18 protein-coding genes are annotated in these 15,375 nt (G+C 67.2%); 10 read left to right on the forward strand and 8 right to left on the reverse strand.

Features of this window, described 5'->3' with window-relative positions; translation table 11 throughout:
* Nucleotides 1-42: 42 nt before the first annotated feature.
* The 5 genes from Q9Q95_RS01420 (at nucleotide 43) to Q9Q95_RS01440 (ending at nucleotide 3,249) form a co-directional block, all read left to right on the forward strand.
* A complete protein-coding gene (locus Q9Q95_RS01420; protein ID WP_306093274.1) occupies nucleotides 43-1,230 on the forward strand; it encodes a glycosyltransferase in 1,188 nt (395 codons plus the stop codon).
* A 68-nt stretch (nucleotides 1,231-1,298) separates the two neighbouring features.
* Nucleotides 1,299-1,514, forward strand: coding sequence for a hypothetical protein (locus tag Q9Q95_RS01425; RefSeq protein ID WP_306093275.1), 216 nt, complete (start codon nucleotides 1,299-1,301; stop codon nucleotides 1,512-1,514).
* 87 nt (nucleotides 1,515-1,601) lie between these two features.
* Nucleotides 1,602-2,156 carry a hypothetical protein gene (locus tag Q9Q95_RS01430; protein WP_306093276.1) on the forward strand — a complete coding sequence of 185 codons (555 nt, stop codon included), beginning with the start codon at nucleotides 1,602-1,604 and terminating at the stop codon, nucleotides 2,154-2,156.
* A gap of 221 nt (nucleotides 2,157-2,377) precedes the next feature.
* Complete coding sequence (locus Q9Q95_RS01435) at nucleotides 2,378-3,010, forward strand: TMEM175 family protein (RefSeq protein WP_306093277.1); 633 nt, start codon at nucleotides 2,378-2,380, stop codon at nucleotides 3,008-3,010.
* Nucleotides 3,011-3,057: 47 nt separating this feature from the next.
* On the forward strand, nucleotides 3,058-3,249 hold the full coding sequence (locus Q9Q95_RS01440) for a hypothetical protein (RefSeq protein ID WP_306093278.1): 192 nt from the start codon (nucleotides 3,058-3,060) through the stop codon (nucleotides 3,247-3,249).
* Nucleotides 3,250-3,305: 56 nt separating this feature from the next.
* Here the strand turns inward: Q9Q95_RS01440 and Q9Q95_RS01445 are convergent, their stop codons facing one another.
* Nucleotides 3,306-4,088, reverse strand: coding sequence for a SapC family protein (locus Q9Q95_RS01445; protein WP_306093279.1), 783 nt, complete (start codon nucleotides 4,086-4,088; stop codon nucleotides 3,306-3,308).
* Between the two features lie 47 nt (nucleotides 4,089-4,135).
* The gene (locus Q9Q95_RS01450; protein ID WP_306093280.1) at nucleotides 4,136-5,584 is read right to left on the reverse strand and encodes an FAD-binding oxidoreductase; all 1,449 of its coding nucleotides are present in this window, start codon (nucleotides 5,582-5,584) and stop codon (nucleotides 4,136-4,138) included.
* A 74-nt stretch (nucleotides 5,585-5,658) separates the two neighbouring features.
* Between Q9Q95_RS01450 and Q9Q95_RS01455 the strand changes: the two genes are divergently transcribed.
* The 3 genes from Q9Q95_RS01455 (at nucleotide 5,659) to Q9Q95_RS01465 (ending at nucleotide 7,847) form a co-directional block, all read left to right on the forward strand.
* Nucleotides 5,659-6,117 (forward strand): hypothetical protein, encoded by a 459-nt coding sequence (locus tag Q9Q95_RS01455; protein WP_306093281.1) that lies wholly within the window; start codon nucleotides 5,659-5,661, stop codon nucleotides 6,115-6,117.
* A gap of 93 nt (nucleotides 6,118-6,210) precedes the next feature.
* Entirely contained in the window at nucleotides 6,211-7,641 is a 1,431-nt protein-coding gene (locus Q9Q95_RS01460; protein ID WP_306093282.1) for a DEAD/DEAH box helicase, read from the forward strand.
* Nucleotides 7,638-7,847, forward strand: coding sequence for a DUF1289 domain-containing protein (locus Q9Q95_RS01465; protein ID WP_306093283.1), 210 nt, complete (start codon nucleotides 7,638-7,640; stop codon nucleotides 7,845-7,847). Before Q9Q95_RS01460 ends, Q9Q95_RS01465 begins: the two co-directional genes overlap by 4 nt.
* Before the next feature lie 404 nt (nucleotides 7,848-8,251).
* Here Q9Q95_RS01465 and Q9Q95_RS01470 read toward each other — a convergent pair whose 3' ends face one another.
* Nucleotides 8,252-8,803, reverse strand: a complete 552-nt coding sequence (locus tag Q9Q95_RS01470) for a hypothetical protein (protein WP_306093284.1) — start codon at nucleotides 8,801-8,803, stop codon at nucleotides 8,252-8,254.
* Nucleotides 8,804-8,968: 165 nt separating this feature from the next.
* Between Q9Q95_RS01470 and Q9Q95_RS01475 the strand changes: the two genes are divergently transcribed.
* Nucleotides 8,969-9,397, forward strand: a complete 429-nt coding sequence (locus tag Q9Q95_RS01475; protein WP_306093285.1) for an NIPSNAP family protein — start codon at nucleotides 8,969-8,971, stop codon at nucleotides 9,395-9,397.
* Nucleotides 9,398-9,536: 139 nt separating this feature from the next.
* On the forward strand, nucleotides 9,537-10,979 hold the full coding sequence (locus tag Q9Q95_RS01480) for a radical SAM protein (protein ID WP_306093286.1): 1,443 nt from the start codon (nucleotides 9,537-9,539) through the stop codon (nucleotides 10,977-10,979).
* Between the two features lie 255 nt (nucleotides 10,980-11,234).
* On the opposite strand, the gene Q9Q95_RS01485 is transcribed toward Q9Q95_RS01480, so the two are convergent.
* The 5 genes from Q9Q95_RS01485 to Q9Q95_RS01505 form a co-directional block, all read right to left on the reverse strand.
* Nucleotides 11,235-11,861, reverse strand: a complete 627-nt coding sequence (locus tag Q9Q95_RS01485; protein WP_306093287.1) for a glutathione S-transferase family protein — start codon at nucleotides 11,859-11,861, stop codon at nucleotides 11,235-11,237.
* 52 nt (nucleotides 11,862-11,913) lie between these two features.
* A complete protein-coding gene (locus Q9Q95_RS01490; RefSeq protein ID WP_306093288.1) occupies nucleotides 11,914-12,774 on the reverse strand; it encodes a dienelactone hydrolase family protein in 861 nt (286 codons plus the stop codon).
* A gap of 206 nt (nucleotides 12,775-12,980) precedes the next feature.
* Nucleotides 12,981-13,649 (reverse strand): DUF1013 domain-containing protein, encoded by a 669-nt coding sequence (locus Q9Q95_RS01495; protein ID WP_306093612.1) that lies wholly within the window; start codon nucleotides 13,647-13,649, stop codon nucleotides 12,981-12,983.
* Between the two features lie 130 nt (nucleotides 13,650-13,779).
* The gene (locus Q9Q95_RS01500) at nucleotides 13,780-14,319 is read right to left on the reverse strand and encodes a hypothetical protein (protein ID WP_306093289.1); all 540 of its coding nucleotides are present in this window, start codon (nucleotides 14,317-14,319) and stop codon (nucleotides 13,780-13,782) included.
* Between the two features lie 28 nt (nucleotides 14,320-14,347).
* Nucleotides 14,348-15,370 (reverse strand): glycosyltransferase family 1 protein, encoded by a 1,023-nt coding sequence (locus Q9Q95_RS01505; RefSeq protein ID WP_306093614.1) that lies wholly within the window; start codon nucleotides 15,368-15,370, stop codon nucleotides 14,348-14,350.
* Nucleotides 15,371-15,375 lie beyond the last annotated feature (5 nt).

The following is a 15,375-nucleotide window of genomic DNA, read 5'->3' on the forward strand; positions in this document are numbered from 1 at the left end:
CGCAGGCGGAGCATTAACCTTGGCGCGGTAAAAGCGCCGGCTATGCTCCGCGTGCTGGTTCTTTCGACTCTGTTCCCCGACGCCACGCGTCCGAATTTCGGCATCTTCGTCGAGCGCCAGTCGCTCGCGCTCGCCGAACGGGACGACGTGGCGCTTCGCGTCGTCGCCCCCCTGGGCCTGCCTCCCGCCCCGCTCGACCGTCTGTCGCGCTACCGCGCGCTCGCCGCGCTGCCCTTGTCGGAAGACTGGAAGGGCCTGCCGGTCCACCGCCCGCGCTTCCGGACCTGGCCGGGCACCGGCGGCCGGTTTCACGCGCGCGCGCTCGTCGATGCAGTCACCCCTTTGCTGCGCGCGCTCCGCCGCGATTTCCCGTTCGACGTGATCGATGCGGAATTCTTCTTCCCCGACGGAGTCGCCGCGGTCGAACTCGGCCGGCGCTTCGGCGTTCCGGTTTCGATCAAGGCGCGCGGCTCGGATATCCACCATTGGGCGCGCCAGCCGGCAACCGCCGGGCAGATCCGCGCGGCAGCGCACGTCGCCGACGGCCTGCTCTCCGTCTCCGAAGCAATGCGCGACGACATGACCGCTTTGGGCCTTCCCGGCGCGCGTACCGAATGCATCGTCACCGGCGTCGACTTCGCCCGATTCGCTTCGGGCGATCGGGCCGCGGCCAAGCAAGCGGTCGGCGTCGACGGCCCGTTGATCCTCTCGGTCGGTGCGCTGATTCCGCTCAAGGGTCATCAGATCGTGATCGATGCAATCGCCGCGATGCCGGAGGTCCAGCTGTGGATCGCCGGAGAGGGGCCGTACCGGGCGCAACTCGAGGCGCAGATCGCCCGGCTCGGCCTCGGCGGGCGCGTGCGGCTCCTCGGCTCCGTCCCGCATGCCGAGCTTCCGACCCTGCTCACCGCGGCCGACGCGATGGCGCTGGCGTCGGAACGCGAAGGGCTGGCCAATGCCTGGCTCGAGGCGCTCGCCAGCGGCACCCCGGTGGTGATCCCCGATGTCGGCGGCGCGCGCCAGGTCGTGCAGAGCGATGTCGGCGGCCATATCGTCGCGCGAACACCCGAGGCTTTCGCCGCCGCCCTCGCCGCATTGCTCGGTTCTCCGCCGGATCCCGCTGAGGTTCGCGCTACCGTCGCGCCGTTCACCTGGGCCGCCAACAGCGCCCGGCTCCACGGCTTTCTCGAACGCCTCGTCGCGGCGCGTGCCCGCGGCATCGCCGCCTGATCGTGGCGCAGGCGGAACGTGGGCCGCCGCGCACCGTTGACCGTATCCCGGGGACCACGGAGAGACACATGGCTGACCACGACCGGAACCCCGACACGATCATCGGCCGGGATGCCGACGCCGCGGATGCGCGCCGGATAGCCGATGGCGAGGCGCTGGCGGAGCAGCTCGGCCAGACCACCAGCGAAGACGCCGGCGGCAATGTCAGCGGCACCGCGGACGATTCGTGCGAAGGGCTCGACATCGTTTTCGAATATGAAGGCAGCGAAGATACGCGCCACTGAACCGCCCGGGACACTCCGCCGCGATCCTGCGTTGACACCACCGGCGCTGATCCGTGACACTGGCGTCACGACACGCGGAGGACTTCGATGGCAGGCAAGAGGAAAAAGGACGACAAGAGCGCGGCCGGCAAGGGCTCGTTTCTCCCGAAGAGCATCGCGGGCGTGAAGCTCCCGAAATCGGTGCGCGGCAAGCTGACCGATCTCGCCAAACATCCGATCGTCGCCGACATCCTCGCCGCGGGGCTGGTCGCCATCGCCGCGAAGCTCAAGAACGAACCCAAGGTTCAGGAGGATGCCGCCAAGGCTGCCGATACCGCGGCCCAGACCGTCGCGGCCGCTGCCGCCGATGTGGCGACCGCCGTCGCGAAGCCGACCGTCCGCCGCACCCGCAAGGCGCCGGCAGCTGCAGCGAAACCCGCCGAAGCCGCCGCCAAGCCGGTGGCCCGCCGCACCCGCAAACCCGCCGCGGCGGCTCCCGCGCCGACGACGTCGCGCGCGCGCAAGGCACCCGCGGCGGCCGAGGCCGCACCCAAGCCGCCCGCGCGGCGCACGCGCAAGGCTGCCGACAGCAGCACCGCCAAGCCGCGTGCGGCACGCCGCCCAGCCCCGAAAAAGCCGACGCCTCCCAAGACGTCCGAATGATCCTTCGCCAAGGGCACGAGGTAGAAGATTCATATTTTGGCCGTCACCCGCGAAAGCGGGGGGCCATCTCTTGAGCGCGCGGCCGGATCCGCCGGTGCGCTTGCCGATACGACGGGAGATGGGCCCCCGCTTTCGCGGGGATGACGGAGATTGGAATGGCAATGGTCAGCAAAATGCTTGATCGGATTCTCGATCTGAGGGGCATATGAGCAAGAGGGAATATGCGCAGGACTAGCCGCGAGCCCGAACTTCACGGGCCGGCGCATGCGATCGAACGGCTGATCTTCTTCTCGGACGCGGTGTTCGCGATCGCGATCACGCTGTTGATCATCGAGATCCATGTGCCCGAGGTGCACGGCACCGGCAGCGACCGCGATTTCCTGATCGCGCTCGCCCGGCTGATCCCCAATTTCGTCAGTTTCTTCGTGTCGTTCTTCGTGATCGGCTCGTTCTGGGCTGGCCATCATCGCGTCTTCGATTGCGCGCGCCATTGGGATTCGCGGATCGTCCTGCCCAATCTGGTGCTGCTCTGCACGATCGCGGCGATGCCGTTCTTCACGGCCTTGTCGTCGGAATATTACGGCCACCGGGTGCCGGTCGCCTTCTATTGCGGGTGGCTGGCGCTGGCGGCCCTCGCCAATATCTGGCTCCAGCGCATCGTCACCTCGGCACCGGTGGTCGGCGAGCAGATCACCGCCGAGCAGGTCGCGATGATTCGCCTGCGCGGCTATTCCACCTTGCTCGGGGCCGGCACCAGCCTGATCGTCAGCCTGTTCGTGCCGTTCCTGGGTCAGCCGGCGTTGGTGACGATCTTCTTCTGGCGCATCCTGCTGCAGCGCGCGAAGCGAAGCTGAAACCCGGAGGCGGGCCCGGCCGTTCTGGCCGGGAAAGGATGCGTTCCATGCCCGAAGCGCCCGGCGGCACCAGCCCGCACAATCGCTCGACCGAGCATCAGAAGTCCGGCGACGCGATGCGCCCGAAGGACACGCTCGACAGCGGCAACGACGCCGCGCATCGGGCCAAGGATTTCAATCCCGCCGAAGATGTCGGCAAAGCCGATCCGAGCGGGAATCCCGCCGACCGGACGGACTGACAGATTGACGGCTGAGCGCGGCGACCGAAGAACAGGCCGCCGCACTCAGCCGCGCATCAGAGGGCCGGGCTGACCAGCTGGGGCTGCGGCATCTTGCCGAGGCGAACCTGACGGCCGAAGATGTCGCGCATCAGCGCCAGCGAGAAGAGGTGCGCATAGATCAGCGGCAGCATGCCGTTCTGGACGATCTTGCGCAGCTGATCGCCGCGCAACTCGTTGAGCTTGTTCTCGTCGATCATCATGAAGCCGCGATAGACGAAGGGCTGCTCGTTGCCTTCCTGCTGGATCGTGACCTCGCCGTCGATCAGCAGCGCCAGCTCCTTGAGGTCCTTCATGAACATCGCGGTGCGCGCGCCGGCCTGCTCGAACTGCTCGTTGAACTGAAGGATGTTCTTGGTGGTCTCGGTCGGTTCGCCATTCTCGAACAATTTGTCGCCTTCCTCGAACGCGCCGACCGTGTCCGACGACGGATCGAAGCAGAGCGACAATTCGTCGGCATCCTGACGGAGCCGGGCGAGCAGATAGGGATAGCGGCGGATATAGGCCGGAACGTAGAAATTCGGCTCGAGCAGGGTGCCTTCGTCGTCGAAGAAGGTGTTCACGCCCTCGTTCAGGCCCATCAATGCGAGCGGAACGGGATCGTCGCCCACCGAGAAGACGATCGGCATGAAGCGCTGGACCAGCGGGAATTCCTCGACGGTGACCGGCACGGCGTGCTGCTTGGCGAGGAAGGGCGCCTTGTCGCGGACACGAATCCGGAAATCGGCGTGCGCCTGGCTCGAAAGCGGTTCGAGCTGGTTGTAGAACAACGGAAGCGACTGTTGTGGCGCGCTGGCCATCCGAAACTCTCCTGAAAAGATGCTGAGGCTTTAAATTCGGCGAAGGTCTATGGTCTCGCGGCGTCGGGCGCAAGCGTGACCAGTTTTCCCGGATTGAGAATATTGTGCGGATCGAGCGCGGCCTTGATTCCGCGCAACACCGTCATCCGCGACGGCGCGCTGAGCCGTTCGAGCTCGGCCCGCTTCATCTGGCCGATGCCATGCTCGGCCGAGATCGAGCCGCCCGCCGCGACGACCATGTCGTGGACGTGACGCGAGATGCCCGGGCCGTCCTCGGCATACCAGCGCGCCGGATCGACCCCGGCGGGCGCACGGACGTGGAAATGGACATTGCCGTCGCCGAGATGGCCATAGGCCACCGCTTCGGTGCCGGGAAACCGCGCCTCGGCTTCGGCACCGCCCTCGACCATGAAGCGCGGCATGTCGTCCACCGGCACCGAAATGTCGTGCTGGAGCGCAGGGCCGCCGGCGCGTTCGGCCTCCGAGATCGAATGGCGGATGCGCCAGAAATCCTCGGCCTGCGCTTCGCTGGCGGCGATCACCGCGTCGCCGGCGAGCCCGCGCTCGATCGCCGGGGCGAGCAGCCGTTCGAGCAAAAGCGCAGGCGATTCGGCGGCCGGATCGGTCGTCACCGCCTCGATCAGCACGTGCCACGGATGCGGCGTCGACAAAGGCCGGCGGGTGCCGGGAACGTGCCGGAGCACCAGCGCCAGCGTCTTTTCGGGCAATATCTCGAAGCTCTCGACCGCAGAGGTGCCCGCCTCCAGCAGCCGCAACAGCTCGAGCGCGCGGGCGGGGCTTTCGACCCCGACCCACGCCACCGCGCGCGCCGCCGCCCCCGGCACCAGCCGCAAGGTCGCCGCGGTGACCACGCCGAGCGTGCCTTCGGCGCCGATCAGCAATTGGTTGAGATCGTAACCGCGATTGTCCTTCTTGAGCGCGGCCACGCCATTATGGATCGAGCCGTCGGGGAGCACCGCCTCGACTCCGGCGACGAGGCTACGCATCGTTCCGAAGCGCAGCACCTGGGTGCCGCCGGCATTGGTCGACACCAGCCCGCCGATCGTGGCGCTGCCCCGCGCGCCGAGATCGAGCGGGAAGCGCCGCCCGGCACCCTCCGCCGCGGTGCGCAGATCGGCGAGGATCACGCCGGCCTCGGCGACCGCGAGATTGCTCACCGGCGAGAGCGAGCGGATCCGGTTCATCCGCCGCAGCGACAGCAACAGCGCCGAGCCGTCGGCAGGCGGCGTCGCGCCGCCGACCATCCCGGTATTGCCCCCCTGCGGCACCAGCGCCACGCCCGCCGCCGCCGCCAGGGCGACGATCGCGGCGACTTCCCCGGTCGATCCCGGCGACAGCAACGCCGGCGCTTCGCCATGATAGCGGCCGCGCCAGTCGCTCAGCCACGGCGCGATAGCCTCCCCGTCCGTGGTGACCGTCTTTGGGCCGAAGCGCTGCTGAACGGTCTCGACAAGCTGGCTTTGTGCTGGTGTCATGGCCCGGCCGGACTAGCACGCCGCACGCCAGTTCATCCACTGTTCAAAACTAAGCCTTACAAGCCCCGCCAGACATGTTGAATCCGCTGATCGCCGCTTCCGGTCTCCTGCTGTTGTTCGCTGCCCCGGCCTCGCCGCCGGAGCCGCTCGACTGGGACGTGGCCGCGCACCTGCTCCAGCAGCAGCGAATCACCGTGCACATTCCGCGCCTCACCGTCAGCCGCGCAACCATCGTGGTGCGCACCCCGCGCCCCGCCGCTCTGGTCGAGAAAAAGGCCGATGATTGCGTGAAGATGGAGGATCTGGCCGGATTTTCGGTCAATCGCTTCGACAGCGTCGATCTGGTGCTCAAGAACGGATCCCTGCTCCGCGCCAAGCTCGGCAATGACTGCCCGGCTTTGGGTTTCTACAGCGGCTTCTACGTCAAGGCGAACAAGGACAAGAAGATGTGCGCCAAACGCGATTCGATCCGTTCGCGATCGGGCCGCCAATGCGCCGTCCAGTCGTTCGCCTCGCTGGTTCCGGCGCGCTGAACGCCGCCTGCGGCTTGACATTGGCGGCCAAATCCGCAAGCGCGTGAAGGCTTTGGAGGCGTGGATGACTGCGCCCATTTTCCGGAAAACCGCATGAGCTTTGCCGATCTCGGCCTTTCAGACGACCTTCTGCGCGCAGTGACCGACGCGGGCTATACCGACCCGACTCCGATCCAGAAGCAGGCGATCCCCTCGGTGCTGATGGGCAAGGACCTGATCGGCATCGCCCAGACGGGCACCGGCAAGACCGCCGCCTTCGTGCTGCCGATGATCGACATCCTCGGCGAAGGGCGCACCCGCGCGCTGATGCCGCGCAGCCTTATCCTCGAGCCGACCCGCGAGCTCGCCGCGCAGGTCGCCGAGAATTTCGAGAAATACGGCACCAACCACAAGCTATCGATGGCTCTGCTGATCGGCGGCGTGCAGATGGGCGATCAGGTCAAGGCGCTCGAAAAGGGCGTCGACGTGCTGATCGCCACGCCGGGCCGGCTGATGGACCTGTTCGGCCGCGGCAAGATCCTGCTCACCGGCTGCAATCTGCTGGTGATCGACGAGGCCGACCGGATGCTCGACATGGGGTTCATTCCCGACATCGAGGAAATCTGCACCAAGCTGCCGAAGAACCGCCAGACCTTGCTGTTCTCGGCGACGATGCCGCCGGTGATCAAGAAGCTCGCCGACAAGTTCCTGACCGACCCCAAGCGCGTCGAGGTCGCGCGCCCGGCGACCGCCAACGTCAACATCAAGCAATGGGTGGTCCCGGTCGCCGCTGCGGACAAGCGCAGCACGCTGCGCGAGCTGCTCCGCGCCGAGGACGTCAACACCGCGATCATCTTCTGCAACCGCAAGACCACGGTCCGCGAGCTCAACAAGAGCCTGCAGAAGAGCGGCTTCCGCTCGAGCGAGATCCATGGCGACATGGAGCAATCGCAGCGCATCGCCGAGCTCGAGCGCTTCAAGAAGGGTGACGTCAACATTCTCGTCGCCTCGGACGTCGCCGCGCGCGGGCTCGACATCAAGGGCGTCAGCCACGTCTATAATTTCGACGCGCCATGGCACCCCGACGATTATGTCCACCGCATCGGCCGCACCGGCCGGGCGGGCGCGACCGGCACTGCCTATACGCTGGTGACTCCGGAAGACGCCGAGAACATCGCCGAGATCGAGAAGCTCACCGGCATGAAGATCGAGCGGCTCAAGCCGGCGAGCGGCGAAGCTGTGCGCGAGGATGCGGAACCGCGCGAAGCCGCGCCCCGCCGCCGCGGCGGCCGCAAGGCCGAAGCCGAGCCGCGCCGCAAGGCCGAGCCCGCAGCCGAAGCGGCGCCCGAGGCGCGTCCCGCTCGCGAAGCCGAACCGCGCGAGCGCGATGCCACCCCCCGCCGCGAGCGTGGCGGCCGCGGCCGCTCGCGCGAAGAGCGCCCCCGCGACGAGCCGCGTCGGCAGGCGCAATCGGCGCAGGACGGACCCGATGACGGCTGGAACGGCCCCGTCCCCGACTTCCTGAAATATACGCTGGGCGCATGAGCGATCCCGCAGGCGCTGGATCGGCCAGGATCCAGTCGCCCTGCACCGGCGTCTGCCGGATCGACTCCGGCACCGGCTGGTGCGTCGGCTGTGCCCGCACGCTCGATGAAATCGTGCGCTGGAGCGGGACCGACCACGCCGATCGCGCCGCGGTGATGGCGCAATTGCCCGCCCGGATGGCGTCGAGTCGCAGCGGCGGCCGATAGGATTGCACGGCGAAATTGCGCGGTTTGCACGGCGAATCGGCAATGAAGTTGCGCAACTTCGAAATAATGTTGCGCGAGGGCGGTTGTGGATCGACGCCTTCAAAGAGCGGGCCGGCATGGCCGACCGGCGGGTAGCGAAGCAGGCGAAATCCTACATTGCAAGGAGCGGCCCGTTCGGGGCGAGCGTAACAGAGCAGGTCACCGCAGATGGCGGGAAGTGGCGTTGAGCGGATCCAATCCTCCCCCGCCAGGGGGAGGTGTCGCCGAAGGCGACGGAGGGGGAGGACGCACATCGCTGGCCGGCGTGCTTCCTCCCCCTCCGTCATGCTGCGCATGCCACCTCCCCCTGGCGGGGGAGGATTGTAGCGCGGCGCACCCTTATGGGTTTGCGGTCTGCCTTGCCGTCAGGTCGCATCCCCCTTCGCGGCGGCCCGGAAGCAGGCTGCCGACACCAGCCACAGCGCGGTGAAGAAGCCGCCGGACGCCAGTGCCCTGAACACGCCGTCCGGCACGTTCGCCGTCGACGGCGCGGTGGCGATCGCCACGCCGAACAGGGCCTGCATGACCGCCACGCCGAGCATGGTCCGCGCCATGCCCGCGGGACGGAACCACGCCGCGAAGCCGCCCACCGCGGCCGCCATGATCACGAGGAAGAAGCCCGCCCCGTTGCCGTCGTCGCGGACGATCGTGGTCCACACCGTCAGGAACGACGAGACGAGCGCGATCGCGGCGCCGGCGCGATAGGCGCGGCTTCCGCTCAGTTTCTCGGCAAGCTCGTAGAGCAATCCGACGCCGCCGATCATGATGGCGGCAAAGACGAAGCTGCCCGGGCCCCAATGCCATTCGTCGCTGATCTGCATCATGCCCAGCGGGGTGAGCAGCAGCGCCAATGCCGCGGTCCACCGCGCGACCCGCCAGGGGTCCCGTAATCCTGCGCGTTCGCTCGATCCGATCATCTGCCTGCTCCTTCGAAAATCCGGATCCGGTCGTGGCACGAGTCCGGATGCGCGGCATGAGCAAGCCGTGAGCAAAAGATGATCAAGCGAATGCCGGTTATTTTATCGCTTCGCCGGGCGCGGGCTTGCCTTAAGCTGGCCCTTTGCCGCTTCGGGAGTCTGCCAATGCGCCTTGCCCTCGCCTGCCTCGCTCTGGCCGTGACCGCGGCGCCGGCCGCCGCCCGGCAGGCCGCGCTCGATCCGCAGACCGCGGTCTACGAACTGCGCATCTATCATCCCGCTTCGGGCAAGCTCGCCGCGCTCAACGCGCGGTTTCGCGAGCACACGCTCGCGCTGTTCGAGAAGCACGGCATGCGCAACGTCGCCTATTGGAACGAGCAGCCGACTCCCGATGCTCCCGAGGGCCGCGTGGTCTATGTCCTCGCTTATCCCAGCCGCGAGGCGCGCGACGCCGCATGGAAAGCGTTCGGCGCCGATCCCGCATGGCGCGCAGTGGTCGCCAGCTCCGAGGCCAATGGCAAATTGGTGGCCAAGGTCGACAGCGTGTTCATGACGATGACCGATTATTCGCCACGCCTGACATTGCCGCGCTGAGGGCTCCGGCCGCCGCTCCCGGCCGCACCGGCGGCGCGGCGCACCCGCACAAGCGCGCGAAAAAGGTTACCGCTCCGGAAACAACGGGTCCGATGCCTCTATAATATGGGCAGGATTTACACCGGGAGCCCAGGGAATAATGGATCTTTCGAACAGCGGGCCGGAAGGCTTCCAGACCAACCAGCCGGCCGAACAGACCGACCTCCCGCAGGCCGAGCAGATGTTCTGGCTGCTGATGAACGATCTCCTCGACGGCGCCGATCATCCGGAAATCTGGGAAGCCTTCCCGCAGTTCATCGATCAATTCCCCGGCCTGTCCTCGGTGATGCGCGAGAATGCCGGCCTGCTGCAGTCGCCGCGCGTCGACGCGCGCCTTGCCTTCACCATCCTCGTGGCGATGGGTTCGGCCGCGCAGGGCGACCCCGCCGGCGCGCTGACCTTCCTCGAGGAAAGCGCCACGCGCTATACCGAATCGCCGCTGGTGCAGGGCGCGGTGTTCCACATCCAGTCGCTGCTCGATCCGGGCAATCCGAAGTTCGATCTCAAGTCGAAATTCTGCATGCGCCCGTTCCACGAGCTCGACGTGCTCGAGGGCAGCACCCATTTGTGCTGCGCCAATTGGCTGAATCTCTCGACCGGCGACATGGCGCAGGCCGAGAAGTGGCAGGACATCTGGAACTCGCCCACCGCCGAGCGCATCCGCGCCAGCGTGCATGACGGCAGCTTTCGCCACTGCAACAAGGTGTCGTGCCCGGCCATCCAGGCAAACAAACTGCCGAGCCACGCCGAGGTCGCGGCGCTTTCGCCGGAATGGCACGACGTCGTCGAGCAGAAGGAGACGCACCTGCCGCACGGGCCGGAGCGCGTGAACCTCGCCTATGACACGACCTGCAATCTCTCGTGCCCGAGCTGCCGGACCGGCAAGCAGGCCGCCGATTCGGCGACCCGCGCGCGGTACGACCTGCTGCAGGAGCGCAGCATCCTGCCGATGCTGAAGGAGTCGAAGATCGTCTTCATCACCGGTTCGGGCGATCCGTTCGCGTCGAAGAATTTTCGCAACCTGATGGAGCGGCTGGACGCGGAGGCCTATCCCGACCTGCGCTTCATCATCATGACCAACGGCATGCTGTTCAACCGGCGCGAATGGGATCGCTTTCCGGCGCTGCACGATCGCGTGAAGAGCCTGCAGATCAGCATCGACGCCGCCACCGGGCCGACTCACGAATTGCTCCGCCGCGGCGCGCGCTGGGACGTGATGCAGGAGAATCTGCAATTCGCCTCCGAATTGCTCCACGCCGGCAAGGTCGAGCAGATCCATCTGTCGTTCACCGTGCAGACCGAGAATTACCGCGAAATGGGCGATGCGGTGGATCTGGCCGATCGGCTGGGAGTGACCGGGCTCTATTTCGGCAAGATCACCAATTGGGGGACGTTCACCGCCGATCAGTATCGCGCCAAGGCGGTGTTCCAGCCGGCGCATCCGTTCCACCGCGATTTCGTGGCGGCGATGCGCGACCCGCGCCTGCGCACCGCGCGGGTGAACATCGGCAATCTGATCGACTTCATTCCCGTCGCCGCCTGACCGATTCGAATCGCGCGGGGTGGTGGCGGGCTCCGGATTCAATTCCGTCATCCCGGAAGCCGATTTTCTTCAAATCTCCGATTTGAATAGAAATCGAGCTGTCCGGGATCCATCGTGAGGCTAGTGCCCAACGGCGCGGTGGATCCCGGACTGAAGGCTTTCCAGCGTAAAACCTCGCGGTTTTCCGGGAAAGCCTGACATCCGGGATAACGGACTCGAGCCGGGTCGCAGGTCGTGAGCCGATGGCCGCCGCGCTCAGGCCGGCACAGCTTCCGCCGCCAGCGCGTCGTCCTTGGCCGCGGCGCGCTGATACGCCTCGCGGCCGCTGAGCCGGGCGAAATAGGCCGTGAACGCGTCGCGCTTCGGCAGCGTGCCGAACAGAACGCCCCAGCCGACCGCCGAACCGACATAGACGTCGGCCGCGGTGAAGCGATCGCCGGCGATATAGTCGTGCGCGCCGACGGCCTTTTCGAGCACGTCGACGGTGGTCGCATAATTGCCATAGCCGAACGATCGCGCCTGTTCGGGCGAGGGATCGAATTTGGCGTAATTGTTGGTCACTGCCTGCTCGACCGGGCCTGCGGCGAAGAACAGCCAACGATAATAATCGGCGCGCTCCTGCGGTTGCGGCGCGAGCCCGGCCTCGGGAAAGGCATCGGCGAGATAGGCGCAGATCGCCGCGCCTTCGGTCACTATTTTGCCGTGATGGACGATCGCGGGGACCTTCCCCATCGGATTGATCGCGAGATATTCGGCACTCTTCATCCGCGCCGCATAATCGACCAGCTCGGTGCGATAGTCCGCGCCGGTCTCTTCGAGCATCCAGCGGGCGATGCGCCCGCGCGACTGCGGATTGGTGTAGAAAACGAGATCGTCCGACATGACAGTTCCCCAACGCTGTTGGAACATTAGGTGAACGATACGGTCGTTTCGGTCAAGCCAGCGCCTTGCCGAACAGAGCGAGCAGCCGCTCCCATGCGCGATCGGCCTGCGCCTGGTCATGGACCTTGCTGTCGGGCGGGCACCAGCCGTGCATCGTTCCGGGATAGACCTCGATCTCGGCAGGAAGCTTCGCGGCGGCGAAAGCGGCGCGGAGCTTGTCCTTGTCGCCCGGCGCCTTGGCATCGTCGTTGGCGGCGATCGCGACGAGATAGCTGGCCTTCATCTCGGGAATCCGCGCGAGCATCGCGTCGGTCGCCATGCCGCCGCCATGGAAGGTCGCGCCTGCCCGCACCCGCGCCGGCGATCCGGCTGCAGTCAGCATCACCATCGGCCCGCCCATGCAATAGCCGGTGGTGCCGATCCCGCGCTTGCGGTTCACTTCGGGCTGCCTGTCGATCCACGCGACGAACGCCGCGGCGTCGCGCGAGGTCGCCTCAGGGGTGAGCAATTTGCGCCACGGCCCGACTTTCTCGCCCAATACGGCGTCGAAGCCCTGGCCGGGAGTCACGAACGGGGCCTTGGTCGAGCGGTAGAACTGGTTGACGGTGAGCACCGCATAGCCCGATTGGGCGAGCCGATCGGCCATCTGCCGGAAAGCGGGGCGCAACCCCATGATGTCGGGCCAGACGAGGACCGCGGGATGCTTGCCGCCCGAGGGCGCGACGAAATAGGCGTCGGCGGTGCCGTCGGGCGTGGCGATGGCGACGTCGCGGCCCTTGATCGCCAGCGCATTGGCGGGGGCCGGGAGCAGCACGCCGATCCCGGCGACCGCCGCCGCCGCCCCGAAACCGCGGCGCGTCATCGCGTCGGCGAGGAAGCGGGCATTGTCGGCTTCGGTCAGATCGTCACACATGCGGCATCTCCTGCGCGTGTCGCTCGGCATATGCCGAATCATGCGCGGGGAAAGCTACACCGAAGCAGGCCACAGCCCCAAACGTCGTCATCCCCGCGGAGGCAGGGATCCAGAGTCGCGAGGGTTTCGCTTCGTTGCTCTGGATCCCCGCCTTCGCGGGGATGACGGGTGTTGGTCATCGCGTCGGCGCTGGGCCGACGCCGCGATCAGCTGCGGAACAGCGTCTCGGCGGTGTGCTCGATCGGGCCGGCCGGCGCCTCGCCGTCTTCGCCGGCTTCGGCAGCATGCGCCGCGGCGGTGCGCTCGGCGCGGAGCTGCTCGATCAGCGCCTCGCGATCCCCTTCGAGACGCGTGTCGGCCGGCGCCTCGATGCCGGCGGCCTTGGCGGCCTTGGCGACCAATGCGTCGAGCTCGCGCTGCGAGGTCAGGCCCAAAGTGACCGGGTCCTTCGGCGTGATGTTGGCGATGTTCCAGTGGCTGCGGTCGCGGATCGCGGCGATCGTGGTGCGGGTGGTGCCGATCAGCTTGCCGATCGCGCCGTCCGAGATCTCCGGGTGATGGCGCAGGATCCATGCGATGCCGTCGGGCTTGTCCTGGCGCTTCGAGACCGGGGTGTAGCGCGGGCCCTTGGTGCGGCGGATCTGCTCGGGGCCCTTGAGCATCTTGAGCGCGTAATCGGGATTGGCCTGGCCCTTCTCGATCTCTTCCATGGTCAGCTCATGGGCGCGGACCGGATCGCGGCCGGTGAGCTTGGTCGCGGCGGTATCGTCGGCGATCGCCTGGATCTCGAGGATGTGGAGCCCGCAAAACTCGGCGATCTGCTCGAACGAGAGCGACGTATTGTCGACCAGCCAGGAAGCGGTCGCATGCGGCATCAGCGGCTGGGCCACTTTTCGTCTCCAGAAATAGAAAGGGCCGCCCATCACGGGCGGCCACGTCATTCCCACGACTTAGTGCGATGCGCGGCGAAGAGCAAGGCAAAGGGCGCGACTCCGCTCGCGGACCCTATTGCGTGGCCGGCGTCTCGAGCGTCACCTTCGGCGCGGCGACGTTGATTCGCAGCGCCGAATCGACTCGCGGACTCTTGCACAGGCTGACTTCGCCATTGGTGGCGATTTCCGCGCCGGTGGCGCGGTGGCGCAGGACCACCATGGTGCCGAGCGCGCACATCGTCGCGTCGCCGGCCTTGTAGGTCCAGCGCGCCGAATGCGGCTTGAGCTTGCCCAGCAGCAGATTGGGCCCCCAGACCGGCGCGTCGCGCGCCGAGGGCGTGCCGGTGTCGAGATAGAGCGCGACCGCGTCATAGTCCGACGTGTCGTTGACGATGTAGAAGCAGCCCGTGTCGTCGCAGGTGCGGGCATTGTGCTTCCTGAGCCTGAACTCGAGCATCGCGTTGAACGCGAACATTTCGGGCGGGATGCGCGTGACCTTGCCCTGACGATCCTGCGATTCGCCGCCGGTCGCGTCGCTCGGGGTCTGCGCCGCGGCGATCTGCGGGGTCAGCACCGCCATCGCCAGAGCCAGAACCGCATTGCCGATACGCATCACCGTCCCTCCCTCGAACCCAAGGATGTCATGCCGCCGCTTCCTGATCGTCCATCGCATAGAGCGCATTCAGGAACTGGTGCGCGCTCGCTTCCCAGGTGAAGCTGCGGCCATAAGCGGCGCAGGCTTGCGGGTCCTTCGTCAGCGCGGCGGCGATCGCGGCGGTGAGATCGGTGTCGGTCGCGCCGGTCTCCGGCGTGAGCACGTCGATCGGGCCGGTCACCGGATAGCCCGCGACCGGCACGCCGCAGGCCAATGCCTCGATCATCACCAGCCCGAACGTGTCGGTCTTGCTGGGAAAGACGAACACGTCGGCGGCGGCATAGGCCGAGGCGAGCTCGGCGCCGAACATCGGGCCGAGGAACTTCGCCTGCGGGAATCGCGCCTCCAGCGCCACGCGCGCGGGACCGTCGCCGACGACCACCTTGGTCCCCGGATGGCCGGTCTTGAGGAAAGCCTCGAGATTCTTCTCGACCGCGACGCGGCCGACATAGAGCTGGATCGGCCCTTCCAGCGCCGCCATCGCCGGATGTGGCGCGAGCCCGGGATGGAAATAAGCGAGGTCCACGCCCCTGCCCCAATGCTTCACCTTGGTCAGGCCGTGCGCGATCAGCGATTCGCGGATCGACGGAGTCGAGGCGAGGATCGCCTGGCTCGGCGCGTGGAACCAGCGGATATAGCGCCAGATCCACTCCGCCGGCACGCCCGAACGCGCCGAGACATAATCGGGGAACTGGGTGTGATAGGCCGTGGTGAACGGCATGTCGTGACGCAGGCACCAGCGCCGCGCGGCGACGCACAGCGGGCCTTCGGTGGCGAGGTGGATCGCGTTGGGGCGAAACGCCTCGAGCATTGCGCCGACGCTGCCGGTGCTGGCCAGCGCGAGGCGGATCTCGGGATAGGTCGGGCACGGCAGGGAATAGAATCGGTCGGGCGAGATCACTTCGACCCGGTGCCCCTGCCCCTCCAGCACGGCGCGAACCGACTGGAGCGTGCGGACGACGCCGTTGACCTGGGGCTCCCAGGCATCGGTCACGATCGCGATGCGCACGTCTG

This window comes from Sphingomonas sp. DG1-23 (genome assembly GCF_030730875.1).
GTDB lineage: Bacteria > Pseudomonadota > Alphaproteobacteria > Sphingomonadales > Sphingomonadaceae > Sphingomonas.